At 67.8% G+C, this 16,359-nt stretch carries 10 protein-coding genes; 4 read left to right on the plus strand and 6 right to left on the minus strand.

The features are described 5' to 3' along the window. Positions 1-84: 84 nt before the first annotated feature. On the minus strand, positions 85-723 hold the full coding sequence (locus tag TMZ1T_RS15335) for a response regulator transcription factor (protein WP_012585857.1): 639 nt from the start codon (positions 721-723) through the stop codon (positions 85-87). Next, positions 698-3,406, minus strand: coding sequence for a PAS domain S-box protein (locus tag TMZ1T_RS15340; RefSeq protein ID WP_012585858.1), 2,709 nt, complete (start codon positions 3,404-3,406; stop codon positions 698-700). The genes TMZ1T_RS15335 and TMZ1T_RS15340 overlap by 26 nt, the downstream gene beginning before the upstream one ends. A gap of 189 nt (positions 3,407-3,595) precedes the next feature. On the opposite strand from TMZ1T_RS15340, the gene TMZ1T_RS15345 reads away from it, so the two are divergent. The 4 genes from TMZ1T_RS15345 to lpdA all read left to right on the plus strand — a co-directional run bounded on the left by TMZ1T_RS15345 (position 3,596) and on the right by lpdA (position 11,341). Beyond that, a complete protein-coding gene (locus tag TMZ1T_RS15345) occupies positions 3,596-4,843 on the plus strand; it encodes an ABC transporter substrate-binding protein (protein WP_004298192.1) in 1,248 nt (415 codons plus the stop codon). A gap of 183 nt (positions 4,844-5,026) precedes the next feature. Beyond that, on the plus strand, positions 5,027-7,708 hold the full coding sequence (gene aceE / locus TMZ1T_RS15350) for a pyruvate dehydrogenase (acetyl-transferring), homodimeric type (protein ID WP_004298194.1): 2,682 nt from the start codon (positions 5,027-5,029) through the stop codon (positions 7,706-7,708). Between the two features lie 21 nt (positions 7,709-7,729). Further along, positions 7,730-9,430, plus strand: a complete 1,701-nt coding sequence (gene aceF, locus TMZ1T_RS15355; RefSeq protein ID WP_012585859.1) for a dihydrolipoyllysine-residue acetyltransferase — start codon at positions 7,730-7,732, stop codon at positions 9,428-9,430. Positions 9,431-9,523: 93 nt separating this feature from the next. Then, the gene (gene lpdA / locus TMZ1T_RS15360) at positions 9,524-11,341 is read left to right on the plus strand and encodes a dihydrolipoyl dehydrogenase (RefSeq protein WP_012585860.1); all 1,818 of its coding nucleotides are present in this window, start codon (positions 9,524-9,526) and stop codon (positions 11,339-11,341) included. Positions 11,342-11,415: 74 nt separating this feature from the next. Here lpdA and TMZ1T_RS15365 read toward each other — a convergent pair whose 3' ends face one another. The 4 genes from TMZ1T_RS15365 to TMZ1T_RS15380 all read right to left on the minus strand — a co-directional run bounded on the left by TMZ1T_RS15365 (position 11,416) and on the right by TMZ1T_RS15380 (position 16,358). After that, positions 11,416-13,716 carry a TonB-dependent receptor gene (locus TMZ1T_RS15365; RefSeq protein ID WP_012585861.1) on the minus strand — a complete coding sequence of 767 codons (2,301 nt, stop codon included), beginning with the start codon at positions 13,714-13,716 and terminating at the stop codon, positions 11,416-11,418. A gap of 181 nt (positions 13,717-13,897) precedes the next feature. Beyond that, positions 13,898-14,368, minus strand: a complete 471-nt coding sequence (locus tag TMZ1T_RS15370; protein WP_012585862.1) for a copper chaperone PCu(A)C — start codon at positions 14,366-14,368, stop codon at positions 13,898-13,900. Between the two features lie 192 nt (positions 14,369-14,560). Then, positions 14,561-14,977: a DUF2946 domain-containing protein gene (locus tag TMZ1T_RS15375; RefSeq protein ID WP_004317831.1), complete on the minus strand. Its 417-nt coding sequence runs from the start codon at positions 14,975-14,977 to the stop codon at positions 14,561-14,563. Positions 14,978-15,053: 76 nt separating this feature from the next. Next, the gene (locus TMZ1T_RS15380) at positions 15,054-16,358 is read right to left on the minus strand and encodes a GGDEF domain-containing phosphodiesterase (protein WP_012585863.1); all 1,305 of its coding nucleotides are present in this window, start codon (positions 16,356-16,358) and stop codon (positions 15,054-15,056) included. Between the last annotated feature and the right edge of the window lies 1 nt (position 16,359).

Genomic DNA, 16,359 nt, shown 5'->3' on the forward strand with positions numbered 1-16,359 from the left:
CACACCCCCACAGCGGAGCCGCCCGGGTGGAAGAAAGTTCCTGCGCATGCGGGCGCGGAGATCGCCCGTCGGCACGCGCCGGGGTCAGCGCGGAACGGCGCCGGGTTCGAGTACCACCACGTGCTGGACGAGTTCGGCGAGCGAATGCGCGCCCATCTTCTCCATCACGCGCGCGCGATGCACCTCGACGGTCTTGATGCTGATGCCGAGCACGTCGGCGATCTGCTTGTTCAGCTTGCCGACGATGATCAGCTCGAGCACCTCGCGCTCGCGCTGGGTGAGCAGCCCGAGCCGGCGCGCGGTGTCGGCCTCCTGCAGGCGGCGGTCGCGGGTCTCGCGCTCGAGGCGCAGGCACTGCTCGACCACGCGCAGCATCTCGCGCTCGCCGAAGGGTTTCTCGACGAAATCCACCGCGCCCTGCTTGAGCGCGGACACCGCCATCGGCACGTCGCCGTGGCCGGTGATGAACACCACCGGCAGCCCGCAGCGCCGCCGCCCGAGCTCCTCGAACACCTCCAGCCCGCTCATGCCCGGCATGCGCACGTCGAGCAGCACGCAGCCGGTCATCTCCGGCGTGCAGGCGGCGAGGAAGGCCTCGCCCGACTCGTGCACCGCGACCGCGTGGCCGTTGGCCTCCAGCATCCAGGCGAGCGAGTCGCGCAGGGCTTCGTCGTCGTCGACGACATGTACGATCTGGTCAGGCGCTGCGGGCACTGCGCTCAATTGCGGACTCCGTCGGCAGGGTAAACGTGAATATGGTACCGCCTTCGGGGTTGGCGTCGACCAGCAATCTGCCGTTGTGGAACTCGACGATCGAGCGGCAGATGTTGAGCCCCATGCCCATGCCCTCGGCCTTGGTGGTGTAGAAGGGCGTGAACAGCTGCGCCCTGCCCTCCTCGCTGATGCCGTGGCCGCGGTCGATCACCGCGACCTCGACCGCGTCCGCGCCGACGGTGCGCACCCGCACCGTCAGCACGCGCGCCTCGGGCAAGGCGTCGGCCATGGCGTCGAGGCCGTTGCGGATCAGGTTGAGCAGCACCTGCTCGATCATGATGCGGTCGGCGTACACCGGCGGCAGCCCGGGCTCGAGCTCCGTGTGGATGCGGATGCGGGTGCGGTGGGCGTCGATGTCGGCGAAGCCGATCGCGTCCTCCAGCACCTCGACGAGGTCGACCGCGCAGCGCTGCGGCTCGCTCTTCTTCACGAACTCGCGCACGCGGCGGATGATCTTGCCGGCGCGCTCGGCCTGGAAGCTCGCCTTCTGCATCGCCGCGAGCACGTCCTCGGTCCTCGCCTTGCCCGACTGCAGCCGCGTCACCGAACCGGCGCAGTAGTTCGCGATCGCCGCCAGCGGCTGGTTGAGCTCGTGCGCCAGCGTCGAGGCCATCTCGCCCATGGTGATCAGGCGCGAAGTGCGCTGCAGGCGCTCCTCCTGCTCGCGCGCCACCGCGGCGGTCTGCTTGCGGTCGGTGATGTCGGTGGCGATCCCCATGCGCACCACGCGCCCGTCCACCCAGCGTGTGGCCTGCTCGCGCACGTGGTACCAGCGCCCCGACTGCGGGTGCAGCAATTCGCCGTCGAAGAGCTCGCGCGGCACGTCGGCGGGCGACAGGTTGCGCGGATCGACGCGGTAGTCGCCGCGCTCGGGCTGCGGCACCGCCACCCCGCGCACGGTGCGCCCGACCGCGTCGAAACCATGGATGCGCTTGAAGGCGAGGTTGGCGAAGAGGATCTCGTCGGTGCGCGCGTCGGCCACGAACACCGCGGCGTCGAGGCCGTCGAGCACCGCCTCGAAGCGCTCGTGCGCCGACTCGAGCGCGGCGCGCACGCGCTTGGGCTCGGTGATGTCGGTGATCGAGGCCATCCAGCCGGTCTGCCGGCCGGTGAGGTCGATCAGCGGGGAAAGGTAGAAGCGCGCATCGAAGCGCTCGCCGTTCTTGCGCAGGATGCGCATCTCGAAGCCGCTGCGCGGCGCGCGCCCCGACAGGGTCATCGACAGGTTGCGCTCGCATTCGGCGAGCTGCTCGGGTGGCCAATAGGGAAAGGGCGGCCCGGCGCCGACGAGCTCGTCCTCGTCGAAGCCGATCATGCGGCAGAAGGCGGTGTTCACATAGATGATGCGTCCCGACAGGTCGATCGCGCGCAGGCCGGTGACGACCGAGTCCTCCATCGCCTTGCGGAAGGCGGACTCGGCGCGCAGCGCGTCCTCGGTGGCCTTGCGTCCGGTGACGTCGTGCGCCACGGCGTAGACCAGACGCTCCTCGCGTACCGGGTTGATGCTCCACATCAGCCATTTGTAGCTGCCGTCGGCACAGCGGCAGCGCGTCTCGAAGCGCACCGGTTCGCCGCCGGCGAGGCGGCGCAACATCGCCAGCGTCTCGGAAACGTCCTCGGGATGCACGAAGTCGATCAGCGAGCACCCGGGCAGGCTCCGGGGGTCGTGCCCGAGCACGCGCTCGAAGGCCGGGTTGCAGCGCCCGAAACGACCATCGAGATCGATGACGCACAAGAGGTCGAGCGAAAGGTCGAAGAGCTGGTCGCGCTCCTTCTCCACCCGCACCCGGCGCTGCACGTGGCGGCGCAGCGTCCACAGGCTCCACAGCACCAGCAGCGACAGCCCCACGATGAGCACCGCCGGCAGGTAGCGCAGCACCGCCCCACCGGGCCGGAAGGCCATCGCCTGCAGCGCGAGGCCGTTGCCCGGCGGATCGAGCGCGAGGGTAAGCGAGAGCGCCTCCTGCGCGGGCGGCAGGGCCGAGCTGAGGGTCAGCACGCCGCCATCGCGGTCGAGCACCGCAAGCCGGTATTTTTCGGCAAAGCGCGCCGGCACCAGCCGGCTCAGCATGCGCTCGATCGAATACACGGCGACGATCGCACCGAGCGAATCGCCGCGCCGCAGCACGGGCGCGTACACCTCGATCACCGCGCTGCCGCGCGCGTCGATGTAGGGCCGGCCGTAGGTCAGGCGGGCGGACAGGGCGCTGTTCTGGAAGGCCTCCACCTGGTCATCCACGAGGATCTCGCCGGCGAGCAGGTCACGGGTGTCGAAGGGCGCCGACCAGGCGATCACGTGCTCGCGGTCCACCCAGGCGAGGTTGGCGAGCGCGGGGTTGATCGCCAGATGCTCGTTGGCGCGCAGCTGGAAGTCGTCGTGGTCGAGCGTGCCCGCCGACAGGTCGCGCGCGAGCTGGACGAGAAACTCCTCGGTGGTGAGCATGGCGCGCCGGATCGACTGCTCGGTCCACTGCAGGTCGCGCGCGAGCGCGTCGCGCTCGACCGCGGTCTCGCGCGCCTGCAGCAGCCAGACGACCGCGAGCATCGACAGCGCGAGCACGGTCACCGCGAGATAGGGCATGGCCCAGTACCAGCGCGACAGGGTCGCCCGGGCGGCGGCGGAGGCTTGCATGGAGGATGGCCGGACGAGCGGCGCGGGGAGGCGGATCGGGAGCAGGATTGTTGTCGAGCGCGACCGCCCGCGTCATCCGGTGTAACCCTGATCGGGGGACGCATACCCGGTGTGGATGCGGCAGCGCAGCAGACGGCGATGGGGTTTCCGCCAATTTGTGCGCTTGTTCACGCTGCCTACAGTGCAAGGATGAAACCCTTCCTCGCGCTGCTCGGGCGCGCCTTCGTGACGCTTCTGCTCCTGGCGCCGCAGTTGTCGGCACAGGCCGTCCCGGCAGAGGCCGTGGGCGCGGGCGCACGCCCGAGCGGCGGCGAGCGGGCACCGATCCGGGTGGGCGTGTCGGGGCCCTTCTCCGGTCCGTCGGCGCCGATGGGGCTGTCGATGCGCGAGGGCATCCGCATCGCCGCCGAGGAGCTCAACGCCGGCGGCGGCCTGCTCGGTCGGCGCATCGAGCTCGTCGAGCGCGACGACGAGGCGAGCAACGAGCTTGGTGCGCAGATCGTGCGCGACTTCATCCATCGCGAACGTGTCACCGCCGGACTGGGCATCGTCAATACCGGTGTCGCGCTCGCCAGCCAGCGCCATTACCAGATGGCGCGCATCCCGGTGATCACCTCGGTCGCCACCGGCTCGCTGATCACCAAGCAGTTCCAGCCCCCCGATTTCACCGAGAACTACGTGTTCCGCGTCTCCGCCAGCGACACCTTGCAGGCCGCGGTGATCGTCGAGGAGGCTGTCGGCCGGCGCGGCCTGACCCGGCTCGCGATCCTGCACGACGCCACCAACTACGGGGTGCTGGGAAGCCAGGATCTCATCGCAGCCCTGGGCACGCGCGGGCGGACCGCGGTGGTGGTCGAGCGCTTCCAATTGCGCGAGACCGACATGCGACCGCAGCTCGAACGCGCACGCGCCGCCGGTGCGCAAGCCGTGCTCACCTATGGCATCGGCCCCGAGCTCGCCCACATCGCCAACTCGATGGCCCGCCTCGGATGGCAGGTGCCGATCATCGGCAGCTGGACGCTGGCCATGTCGAGCTTCATCGAACTCGCCGGCCGCAACGCCGAGGGCGCACGCATGCCACAGACCTTCATCGCCGAGGCACGCAGCCCGGCGCAGGCGGCCTTCCTCGCGGCGTGGGAGCGCGCCACCGGCAGCGTGCGTATCCCGGTGCCACCGGCGGCCGCACAGGGCTACGACTCGATGCAGCTGCTCGCCGCGGCGATCCGCCAGGCCGGCAGCCTCGACGGTCCGCGCATCCGCGAGGCGCTCGAAAACCTGGATGCGGAGGTCGATGGCGTGATCATGCGCTATCGCCGCCCCTTCTCCCGCGACAACCACGAAACCCTGCGCAGCGCGCGCCAGATCCACCTCGGCGAGATCCGCGACGGCGCCGTGGTGTTCGCCCACGAGGCGGCGCCGGAGAGGCCGGGACCATGAGCGCGAGCGATCAGGGAGCCGATTTCGTGTTCACCAGGTGAAAACATATTGCACATTGCGAAAAGACGTTTTATATTTTGAAACGCTGACCGTGCGGCAGCCGGCATGGTCGTGCCCGTAACCAACAACCCGCCTGTCCCGCCAGACAGGAATCGCCAACTGAACGTCATGAGGAGACAAACCATGACCGGAATCAGCACCGTTCTCCCGCAAACCGACACGGATGCGCAGGAAACGAAGGAATGGCTGGACGCGCTCGCCGCCGTCGTCGAACACGAAGGCCCCGAGCGCGCCCACTACCTGATCGAGACCCTGATCGCCACGGCGCGCCAGGAGGGGGTGAACATCCCCTACTCGGCCACGACCGAGTACATCAACACGATTCCGGCCGAGCGCCAGCCGCCCTACCCGGGCGATCCGGATCTGGAGATCAAGATCCACTCCTACATCCGCTGGAACGCGATGGCGATGGTGGTGCGGGCGAACAAGGACACCAACGTGGGCGGTCACATCGCCTCCTTCGCCTCGGCGGCGGCGCTCTACGACGTGGGCTTCTCGCACTTCTGGCACGCGCCCTCCGAGGCGCACGACGGCGACCTGATCTACTTCCAGGGCCACTCGGTGCCGGGCGTGTATGCGCGCGCGTTCATGCTGGGCCGTCTGACCGAAGAACAGATGGACAGCTTCCGCCAGGAAGTGGGCGGCAAGGGCATCTCGTCCTACCCGCACCCCTGGCTGATGCCCGACTTCTGGCAGTTCCCCACCGTGTCGATGGGCCTGGGTCCGCTGTGCGCGATCTACTCGGCGCGCTTCATGAAATACCTGGCCAGCCGCGGCCTGATCGATCCGGCACGCGCGCAGCAGCGCAAGGTGTGGGCCTTCCTGGGCGACGGCGAGACCGACGAGGTCGAATCGCTGGGCGCGATCGGCATGGCCGGCCGCGAGGGCCTGGACAACCTCGTCTTCGTGATCAACTGCAACCTGCAGCGCCTCGATGGTCCGGTGCGCGGCAACGGCAAGATCATCCAGGAGCTCGAGTCCGAGTTCCGCGGCGCGGGCTGGAACGTCATCAAGGTGATCTGGGGCACGCACTGGGACGCGCTCTTCGCCCGCGACAAGAAGGGCATCCTCAAGCAGCGCATGATGGAGTTGTGCGACGGCGAGTATCAGACCTTCAAGGCCAAGGACGGCGCCTACGTGCGCGAGCACTTCTTCAACACGCCCGAGCTGCGCGCGCTGGTGGCCGACTGGACCGACGAGCAGGTGTGGAACCTGAACCGCGGCGGCCACGATCTCTTCAAGATCTTCTCCGCCTACAAGGCCGCCAACGAGCACAAGGGGCAGCCCACGCTGATCCTGGCCAAGACCATCAAGGGCTTCGGCATGGGCCAGGCCGGCGAGGCGATGAACATCTCGCACCAGCAGAAAAAGATGGACGTCGAGGCCATCCGCCGCTTCCGCGACCGCTTCGGCCTGCCGGTGCCCGACGACCAGCTCGAGGCACTGCCCTACCTGAAGTTCGCCGAGGACTCTCCCGAGCACAAGTACCTGCTCAAGCACCGCATGGACCTGGGCGGCTTCCTGCCGCAGCGCCGGCGCAAGGCCGCCGCGCTCGAGATCCCGGGCCTGGACACCTTCGCCGCGCTGCTCAAGGCCTCGGGCGAGGGCCGCGAGCTGTCGACCACCATGGCGGTGGTGCGCATCATGAACACGCTGTTGAAGGACAAGCAGATCGGCAAGCATGTCGTGCCGATCGTCCCGGACGAAAGCCGCACCTTCGGCATGGAGGGCATGTTCCGCCAGTACGGCATATGGAACCAGCAAGGCCAGAACTACGTGCCGGAAGACCATGACCAGCTCATGTTCTACAAGGAGAGCAAGACCGGCCAGGTGCTGCAGGAAGGCATCAACGAGGCCGGCGCGATGGCCGACTGGATCGCCGCGGGCACCGCCTACAGCGTGCACAACGTGCAGATGATCCCGTTCTACATCTTCTATTCCATGTTCGGCCTGCAGCGCACCATGGACCTGTGCTGGGCGGCCGCCGACCAGCGCACCCGCGGCTTCCTGATCGGGGGCACCGCCGGGCGCACGACCCTGAACGGCGAAGGCCTGCAGCACGAGGACGGCCACAGCCTGATCATGGCCAACATGATCCCCAACTGCATCAGCTACGACCCGACCTTCCAGTACGAGGTCGCGGTGATCGTGCAGGACGGCCTGCGCCGCATGTTCGCCGAGCAGGAGGACGTGTATTACTACATCACGGTGATGAACGAGAACTACGAACATCCCGAGATGCCGGTTGGCGCCGAGGCCGACATCCTCAAAGGCCTGTACCTGTTCCGCCAGGGCGGCCAGGCCAAGACCCCGCGCGTGCAGCTGATGGGTTCGGGCACGATCTTCCGCGAGGTGATCGCCGCCGCCGAGCTGCTCAAGGCCGACTGGGGCGTGGAGTCGGACATCTGGGGCGCGCCCAGCTTCAACGAGCTGGCCCGCAACGGCCACGACGTCGAGCGCTGGAACCTGCTGCACCCGATGGAAGAGCCGCGAAAGACCCACGTGCAGCAGAAGCTCGCCGGCTTCGCAGGCCCGGTCGTCGCCGCCACCGACTACATCCGCATGTTCCCCGAGCAGATCCGCGCGCAGCTCGACCGCACTTACGTCACGCTGGGCACCGACGGCTTCGGCCGCTCCGACACCCGCGAGCAGCTGCGCCACTTCTTCGAGGTGGATCGCCACTGGGTGACGCTGGCCGCGCTGAAGGCGCTGGCCGACGAGGGCACGATCGGCCGCGACAAGGTCGCCGCGGCGATGGTCAAGTACCAGCTCGACCCGTCCAAACCGAACCCGATGTCGGTCTGAGCGCGCAAGGAGACTGAGAACATGAGCCAACTCATTGAAGTGAAAGTACCCGACATCGGCGATTTCGACGCGGTGCCGGTGATCGAGCTGTTCGTGAAGGTGGGCGACACCATCAAGGTCGACGACGCGATCGCGACGCTCGAATCCGACAAGGCCACCATGGACGTGCCGTCCTCGGCCGCCGGCGTGGTCAAGGAAGTGCTGGTCGCGATCGGCGACAAGGTGTCCGAGGGCACGGTGCTGATCAAGCTCGAGGCGGCGGGCGCCGCAGCGGCGGCCCCGGCGCCGGCTGCGGCCGCCGCACCCGCGTCCGCTGCAGCCCCCGCTGCCGCACCTGCAGCGGCGCCCGCTCCGGCAGCCCCCGCGGCGGCCGGTGGCGGCGTGGTCGAGGTGGTGGTGCCCGACATCGGCGACTTCGACGCCGTGCCCATCATCGAGCTGTTCGTGAAGGTGGGCGATACCATCAAGGTGGACGACGCGATCGCCACGCTCGAATCGGACAAGGCGACGATGGACGTGCCGTCGTCGGCCGCCGGCGTGGTCAAGGAAGTGCTGGTCGCCCTCGGCGACAAGGTCGGCCAGGGCAAGGTGCTGATCAAGGTCGAGACGGCCGCTGCGGGAGCAGCGGCAGGCGCGAATGCAGCGCCTGCGCCCGCTCCGCTCGCGGCAAGCGCCGCTCCTGCGGGCGCACCCGGCGCCGCCCCGCTCGCCGACGGCGGCCCGAGCGCGAGCGCCCCGACCTCGATGCCGGTCGCCTCGCCCGCCGCCCCGTCTGCGGTCACGCTCGGTGGCAAGGTGCATGCCAGCCCCTCGGTACGCGCGTTTGCGCGCGAGCTCGGCGTCGATCTCGGCCAGGTCAAGGCCACCGGTCCCAAGGGTCGTATCCTCAAGGAAGACGTCGCCGGCTTCATAAAGGCGGCGATGACGAGCGGCGTGGTCCCGGGCAAGACCCCGGCCGCCGCCGCGGCGGGCGCGAGCCTGGGTGGCGGGCTGGATCTGCTGCCGTGGCCCAAGGTCGACTTCGCCAAGTTCGGCGAGATCGAGGTCAAGCCGCTCTCGCGCATCAAGAAGATCTCCGGCCAGAACCTCGCCCGCAACTGGGTGATGATCCCGGCGGTGACCTACCACGAGGACGCCGACATCACCGACCTGGAAGCCTTCCGGGTGCAGATGAACAAGGAGTACGAGAAGTCGGGCAAGAAGCTCACCATGCTCGCCTTCATCATCAAGGCCTCGGTACGCGCGCTGCAGGAGTTCCCCGAGTTCAACACCTCGCTCGATGGCGACAACCTGGTCTACAAGAAGTACTTCAACATCGCCTTCGCGGCCGACACCCCCAACGGCCTGGTCGTGCCGGTGGTGAAGGATGCCGACAAGAAGAGCGTGTTCGACATCGCCGCCGAGACCGGCGCGCTCGCCAAGAAGGCGCGTGACGGCAAGCTCGGCCCGGCCGACATGTCGGGCGCGTGCTTCACGATCAGCTCGCTCGGCGGCATCGGCGGTACCTACTTCGCACCCATCGTCAATGCGCCCGAAGTGGCCATCCTCGGGGTGAACAAGTCGGTGATGAAGCCGGTGTGGGACGGCAAGGCTTTCGTGCCGCGCCTGACGCTGCCGATGTCGCTGACCGCGGACCACCGCGTCATCGACGGTGCGCTGGCCACCCGCTTCAACGTGTACCTCGCGCAACTGCTGGCGGACTTCCGCCGGGTGATGCTCTGACACGGTGAGGAGTGAGGCGTGAGGGGTCGGGGGGCGAAAAGCTCCTCCCCTCGACGCCTTCCTCTTCCGGAAACTCCTCACGAGGTGATGAAGATGAGTCAAATGATTGAAGTGAAGGTGCCCGACATCGGCGATTTCGATGCGGTGCCGGTGATCGAGCTGTTCGTGAAGGTCGGCGACAGCATCGCGGTGGACGATGCGATCTGCACGCTGGAATCCGACAAGGCCACGATGGACGTGCCGTCCTCCGCCGCGGGCGTGGTCAGGGAAGTGCTGGTCAACCTGGGCGACAAGGTCGGCGAGGGCGCGGTGCTGATCCGGCTCGAAGCCGCCAGTGCCGCTGCAGGAGCGGCGCAAGCCGCGAACACGGCGCCTGCCTCCCCGCCGGCCTCCGCACCTGCACCCTCCGCGGCTTCCGCCGCTCCTGCGGCCACGCCGAGCGCCGCCCCGGCGGCGGCGAGCCACGCCGGCGGCGCCGACGCCGAATACGACATGATCGTGCTCGGCGCCGGCCCGGGCGGCTACTCGGCGGCCTTCCGCGCCGCCGACCTCGGCCTCAAGACCGCGATCATCGAGCGCTATTCGACGCTCGGCGGCGTGTGCCTGAACGTGGGCTGCATCCCGTCCAAGGCGCTGCTGCACGTGGCAGCGGTGATCGAGGAGGCAGAGCATGTCGACAAGGCGGGTATCGTCTTCGCCAAGCCGAGCGTGGACGTCGATGCGCTCAGAAAGCACAAGGACGGCGTGATCGGCAAGCTCACCGGGGGGCTCTCCGGCATGGCCAAGGCGCGCAAGGTCGACATCCTGCGCGGCTACGGCAGCTTCCTCGACCCCAACCACCTCGAGATCGAGGAGACCACTGGCGCGAGCCAGGACAAGACCGGCACGAAGAAGGTGGTGAAGTTCAGGAACTGCATCATCGCCGCCGGCTCGGCCGCGGTGCACCTGCCCTTCCTGCCGCGCGACCCGCGCATCGTCGACTCCACCGGCGCGCTCGAGCTGCGCCAGGTGCCGGGCAAGATGCTCGTGATCGGCGGCGGCATCATCGGCCTGGAGATGGCCACGGTGTACTCCACGCTGGGTGCCCGCATCGACGTGGTCGAGATGCTCGACCGCCTGATGCAGGGCCCGGACGCCGACGCCGTCAAGGTATGGGAGAAGCAGAACGCCCACCGCTTCGACAACATCATGCTCAAGACCAAGACCGTCGCCGTCGAAGCGAAGGAAGACGGACTGTGGGTGAAGTTCGAGGGCGAGAAAGCCCCCGCCGAGCCGGTGCGCTACGACATGATCCTGCAATCGGCAGGCCGTTCGCCCAACGGCAACAAGATCGGCGCCGAGAAGGCGGGCGTGATCGTCGGCGAGCGCGGCTTCATCCCGGTGGATGCGCAGATGCGCACCAATGTGCCGCACATCTTCGCGATCGGCGACATCGTCGGCCAGCCCATGCTCGCCCACAAGGCAGTGCATGAGGGGCACGTCGCCGCGGAAGTGGCAGCCGGCCATAAGGCGGCCTTCGACGCCACCGTGATCCCGGGCGTGGCCTACACCCATCCGGAAGTGGCCTGGGTCGGCTACACCGAGGCGCAGGCCAAGGCCGAGGGCAAGAAGGTCGATACCGCCAAGTTCCCGTGGGCGGCCAGCGGGCGCGCCATCGCCAACGGCGCCGACTACGGCTTCACCAAGCTGATCTTCGACGCCGAGACTCACCGCGTGATCGGCGGCACCATCGTCGGGCCGTCGGCCGGCGACATGATCGGCGAGGTGTGCCTGGCCATCGAGATGGGGGCCGACGCCACCGACATCGGCAAGACCATCCACCCGCATCCGACCCTGGGTGAGACGGTGGGCATGGCCGCCGAAGTGGCCCACGGCAGCTGCACCGACCTGCCACCGATGCGCAAGAAGTAAGCATTCGCGGGCAGCAGAAAAAACCCCGGTGCCGCTGTTGCGGGACCGGGGTTTTTTATCGTCTGAAGAATGACTCAGAACTTGTAGTTGATGCCCGCGTAGATCGAACGGCCCGCACCCGGGACCGGCGTGCCCCACAGCGGAACCGCGCCGACCGGGTTGCTGGTCATCGTCGTTCCCTGGCCGACATAGGCGCCGCCGAGCGGCAGGTAGTAGAACTTGTCGAACACGTTCTCCACGCCGAAGTCGACGCGCACCTGCTTCCAGGAATAGCTCGTCCGCAGGTTCACCAGGTTGTAGCCCGAGGTCTCCTGCTCGTTGCGCACCGCCGAGATGTCGTCCTTGGACTGTGCGGCGAACCACTCGAGCGCGTTGTCCCAGCCACCATGCTGGTGCGTCAGCGTGAGCTTCACGTTGAGCGGCATGATGTTGTAGAGGTTGTCGCCGGTCTCGCGGTTCTTGCCGTCGGTGTAGTTGAGCACCCCACGCAGCCCGAATTCGCCATAGGGCGTGCTCGCCAGCGGCATGCGGCCCGAGAGGTCGATGCCGTACAGGCGAGCCGACTGGTTGGCGAGCTGCAGGAAGACGAAGCTGTTGGTCGCGGAGAGATTGGCGGCCGAGCATGACCCGCCGAGACTCGTCGGACAGCGTACTGCATCGATGTAGTCGGTGACCCGCGAGTAGAACGGCGTCGCCTTCAGCTCCCATTTGCGGTCGATCGAGTGCCAGCCGAAGGTCGCCGATACGGTGCGCGCCTTCTCGGGCTCGAGGTTGATGTCGCCGATGTAGCCGTTGCCGTCGCCGAACCAGTTCACCATCAGCATTTCCATGCCGCGGCTGTACCAGCTATAGCGCTCGTAGAGGCTGGGCGAGCGCACCTTGCGCGCGAAACCCACCTCCACGTCGAGCGTGGGATCGACGGTGTATTTGGCCAGCAGCGTCACATCCCAGTTGTTGTCCGTGCGTTCGCGATCAGCGCTGTTGAAAGCGGGCACGAGCATCGTGGCAGGGGCCACAGCGTTGTTATATGCCTGCACGGGACCGGTATCGGTCTTCACGCGCTCGTAGCGCACGCCCGCCAGGGTGGTCCATTGCGCACTCGGCTGCGCCTCCCACTCCGCGAAGACCGCGTTGCGATCGCGCTCGCCGTCGTTGATGTTCCAGAAGGTGTTCGGCCACATCCCGCCGCCCGATGCCGGCCACCAGTCGTCGAGACGATAACGCTGGATCTCGGCGCCCACGCGCAGAAGGTCGGTCGCCGAAAGATCCACGTCGCCCTTGAGCGCGAAGCCCGTGTTCTTGCTCTCGGTGTTCATCGGCATGCCCGCTGCGCAGGACGGGCTGAGCGGCGAACACGGCGTACCGTTGAGAACTGTCGGGCCTCCGGAGCCGATGATGACGTCGTTCGCTACGCTTCCCCCATACCAGTAGCGTTTGTCCGCACCGAAATCCATGAAGTGCTCGACCTTCTCGTGGTAGGCGCGCGCCTCGAGCCTGCCCCAGTCGTACTTGCCCTGATAGCGCAGGTTCACACGCTTCTGGTCGTTCTCGAGCATGTCCATGCGCTGGTTCGGCCACAGCTCATAGGGGATGTCCTGCAGGCCGACCTTGGCCTCGAACAGGTGGTCGCCGCCCTTGAAGGCGAAGCCGAGTTCGTGGTTGCGGCTCTTGTAGGCGGTGGAGCCCACTTCGTCGAGCGCCAAGGTATGCCCCACCCGGCCCGTCGCCGTCCGCGTCTTGAACGCCCGCGCGGCCTCGTAGTTGTCGCTCTCGGCCGTCGAACCCGCATAGCTGACGCTCAGCGAATCACTTGCGAAAGTGGCGCCGAGATTACCGCCGCGTGCATTGCCGTTGCTGCGGTAAAACGCCCCGACCTCACCCGTCATCAGCGTCTTGCCGTCCTCGGCAAACACCGGCGCCTTGGATTCGGCAACGATGGTGCCGGCGATGCTGTCGCCGCCGACGCTCACCGGCGAGATGCCCGGATAGACCTCGAGCAGGCCGACATTGGAGGGGTCGAGGTAGGACAGTGCCGGGTTCATGTGGTTGGGACAGGCCGCGATCAGGTCCATGCCGTCGACCTTGATGCGGATGCGATCGTCGGCCAGACCGCGAATCGACGGCAGGCTGGAAACCCCGCCCGAGCCGTAGAGACTCACGCCCGGCACATCGCGAAGAAGCGACGCAGCATCACTGGTGGCGGGCTTCAGAGACTGCAGTGCAGGGGCGTTGACCACGGTTCCGCTGTTAGTGGCCGCGGCCTCGGGCGCTGTGACGATGACGCGCCCGAGCGTCGTCTCCTGGGCAAGGGCGAGCGCCGGCAGCGCAAGGGAAATCGCCACGGCGAGTGGCAGACGTCGAAAGTTCTTCTTCATGATGAGTGTTCTCGTTGATCGGGCCTTCCGCCGGACCCACACGGATCGCAGGCATGAGAACGCCCTGCCGATCGCCCGCGGGCGATCGGACATCGATTCGATTGTCGAAAAGCAAACTCGCGGGCCGCGGCGGTCAGGGCGGCCCGAATGCACGTCGGTGGATCGCTGTGATCCCCGAGGCTCAGTGCTTGCCGTGCTGCATCTTCATCGGCGCATTGAGCGGACGTGCCGGCGCGGTGAGCTCGATGGTCTGGCGGCTGCCATCCTTGTTCTCGACGGTCAGCGTCACCGGCACCTGGTCACCCTCCTTCACCTGAGCCTTCAAATCCATCAGCATCACGTGGTAACCGCCAGGCTCGAGTTCGACGTCCTTGCCGGCAGGGAGGTCGAGCCCGGGGATGCGGTTCATCTTCATGACGTCCTTGTCCATGAGCATCTCGTGGATCTCGACCACGCCAGCGACCGGCGAGGCGGCGGACACGAGGCGGGCGTCGGTGTCGGACTTCAGGCGCATGAAGGCCCCGGTGGCCTTCTGCGCGGGCACGGTGGCGCGCACCCAAGGCTCGGCGACGGTGACTTCGGCGTGAGCGACGGCGCTGCCGAAAAGGGCGAGGGCGGCCAGCAGCGGTGCGGCCAGGAACGACTTTTGCATCGTGGATCTCCGATCGTTGGAGGATTGCGGTCCGCACGCGACGTGCCGGCGCGCTCCGGCAAAGGCAGCGAAGAACGCGGGTTTGCGTGCGAAGGGCTCGCACGACCGGCAGGCCGGCGGGCGAGGAAGGGACTTCGGGCGGGGGAAAGGACCGCTACGGCGAACACGCGCGGCGTTCGCGCGTGCGCAGGGTCAGGCGCGCGCGGGCGGCGCGCGCGGATGCGCGGACGACCACGCGAAGAGCGGTCGCGGGGCGACGAGGAAAAGCGTGGGGAGTGGCGTCCCGCCGGCGACGGCGAAGGAAGGCGAGAGGTCGGCCGCGGGCGCCAGCACGTTGCCGAACTGCGCGAGACAGTAAGGACACTCCTCGAGCGGGAGCGAGGACGGGTGCGAATCGGAGTCGGCGTTCATCGCACCGACGTCACCATGGAAGGCGGCCTCGTCGACACTCAGTTCCACCCACTCCATCCCGACGGCAGAGCAAATCTGCACGAGGTAGCGGCCGTTGTCGTCGGGCCCCATCGCGCGGCTCGCTGCCGGCGCCAGCGCACTCAACGCCATCGCGAAGATCGCGATCCAGACGTGAAGACGGTGACGAAAGCGCTGCATGGGGGGATCGGATCCGTGGAAGCCACAACAACAGCGCGGATTCTACCGGATCGGTCCGCGCTTGAATTGATCGTGGTCAGGTTTGCACCGGCTGCCGGCCGATGCATTCGCGAGCGCGCACCCAGGCGACGAAATCCGTCAACGGCAGGGCCGGGGCATGCAGGAAACCCTGGATGTAGTCGCAGCCCATGCCGGCGAGCAGTTCGGCGGTGCGACCGTCCTCCACGCCCTCGGCAGTGACCTCGATGCCGAGACGGTGCGAGAGGTCGATGATCGCGGCGGCGATCTCGCGGTCGCGCGCCGAGGCGAGCAGGTCGATGACGAAGCTGCGATCGATCTTGGCCTCCTGCACGGCGAGCCGCTTGAGCCGGCTCATGCCCGAGAAGCCGGTGCCGAAGTCGTCGATCGACAGGGCGACACCGAGCTGGCGCAAGCGTTGGAGCACCTCCGAGACGCTGCTGCCCGAGCGCTCGTCCATCATGCTGGTCTCGGTGATCTCCAGACACAGCCGGCCCGCCTCGAGGTTCCAGGTCGACAGGGCCTGGCCGATCAGGTCGGGCACCTCGGCGTCGTAGAGGTCCGTCGCCGAGAGATTGATCGAGATGTCGATCTCCAGGCCTTCCATGCGCAACTCGTGCAGGACCTGCGCCGCCTGCTGGAACAGCCAGCGATTGAAACGGTGACGCAGGCCGAAGCGGTCGATCAGGCCGATCACGACCGGGGGCGGCACGAATTCGCCCGCGCTGTTGCGCCAGCGCAGCAAGGCCTCGGCGCTGCGGCACTCCGTGCTGGCGAGGTGGACCTTGGGCTGCAGCCAGAGCTCGAGCTCCGGCCCCCCGGAAAACGCGGTACGCAGGTCGCGCTCGAGCAGGGCGACGTTGGGCGCGCTGCGCTCCATCGAGGCTTCGAAGAGCAGGCTGCCGCCGTCCGCACGCCCGGCGACCAGACCGGCGATGCGTGCCGACTGCAGCAGGTGGAAGCCGTCCTTGCCGTGGTCGGGCGACATCGCCGCGCCGCACACCACGCGTACCGGCAGGTCGAGGCCGTCGACCACCAGCAGGCCATCGTTGAAGGTCTGCTCGAAGCGCAGCATGCCGAGTGTGAGGACCGCACTGCTGGCCACGCTCGGCAGCACGATCAGCCATTCCTTGCCATCGACCGCGAACAGGCGGTCGCGACTGCGCAGCTGGGCGCGGATCTGACGCTCCATGGCGCGCTCGAAGCGGCGCAGGTGCTCGAGCGGGAGGCGATAGAGCGCCGCATCGGGCTGGGCATAGAGCGAGATGACCCCCACTCCCCGGCCCTCGGTCGCGATCTCGGCCATCCGCGCCGAGACCTCGGTGAGCGCGGAGAGAAAGCCGTTGGGGATCAGCGAATCCATG

The sequence above is a fragment of the Thauera aminoaromatica genome (assembly GCF_000021765.1).
GTDB lineage: Bacteria > Pseudomonadota > Gammaproteobacteria > Burkholderiales > Rhodocyclaceae > Thauera > Thauera aminoaromatica.

What these genes read in the sequence shown, in the direction of transcription:
- TMZ1T_RS15340 (WP_012585858.1), bottom strand. Translation starts at nt 3,406, where the DNA reads ATGCAAGCCTCCGCCGCCGCCCGGGCGACCCTGTCGCGCTGGTACTGG.
- TMZ1T_RS15345 (WP_004298192.1), top strand. Translation starts at nt 3,596, where the DNA reads ATGAAACCCTTCCTCGCGCTGCTCGGGCGCGCCTTCGTGACGCTTCTG.
- aceE (WP_004298194.1), top strand. Translation starts at nt 5,027, where the DNA reads ATGACCGGAATCAGCACCGTTCTCCCGCAAACCGACACGGATGCGCAG.
- aceF (WP_012585859.1), top strand. Translation starts at nt 7,730, where the DNA reads ATGAGCCAACTCATTGAAGTGAAAGTACCCGACATCGGCGATTTCGAC.
- lpdA (WP_012585860.1), top strand. Translation starts at nt 9,524, where the DNA reads ATGAGTCAAATGATTGAAGTGAAGGTGCCCGACATCGGCGATTTCGAT.
- TMZ1T_RS15365 (WP_012585861.1), bottom strand. Translation starts at nt 13,716, where the DNA reads ATGAAGAAGAACTTTCGACGTCTGCCACTCGCCGTGGCGATTTCCCTT.
- TMZ1T_RS15370 (WP_012585862.1), bottom strand. Translation starts at nt 14,368, where the DNA reads ATGCAAAAGTCGTTCCTGGCCGCACCGCTGCTGGCCGCCCTCGCCCTT.
- TMZ1T_RS15375 (WP_004317831.1), bottom strand. Translation starts at nt 14,977, where the DNA reads ATGCAGCGCTTTCGTCACCGTCTTCACGTCTGGATCGCGATCTTCGCG.
- TMZ1T_RS15380 (WP_012585863.1), bottom strand. Translation starts at nt 16,358, where the DNA reads ATGGATTCGCTGATCCCCAACGGCTTTCTCTCCGCGCTCACCGAGGTC.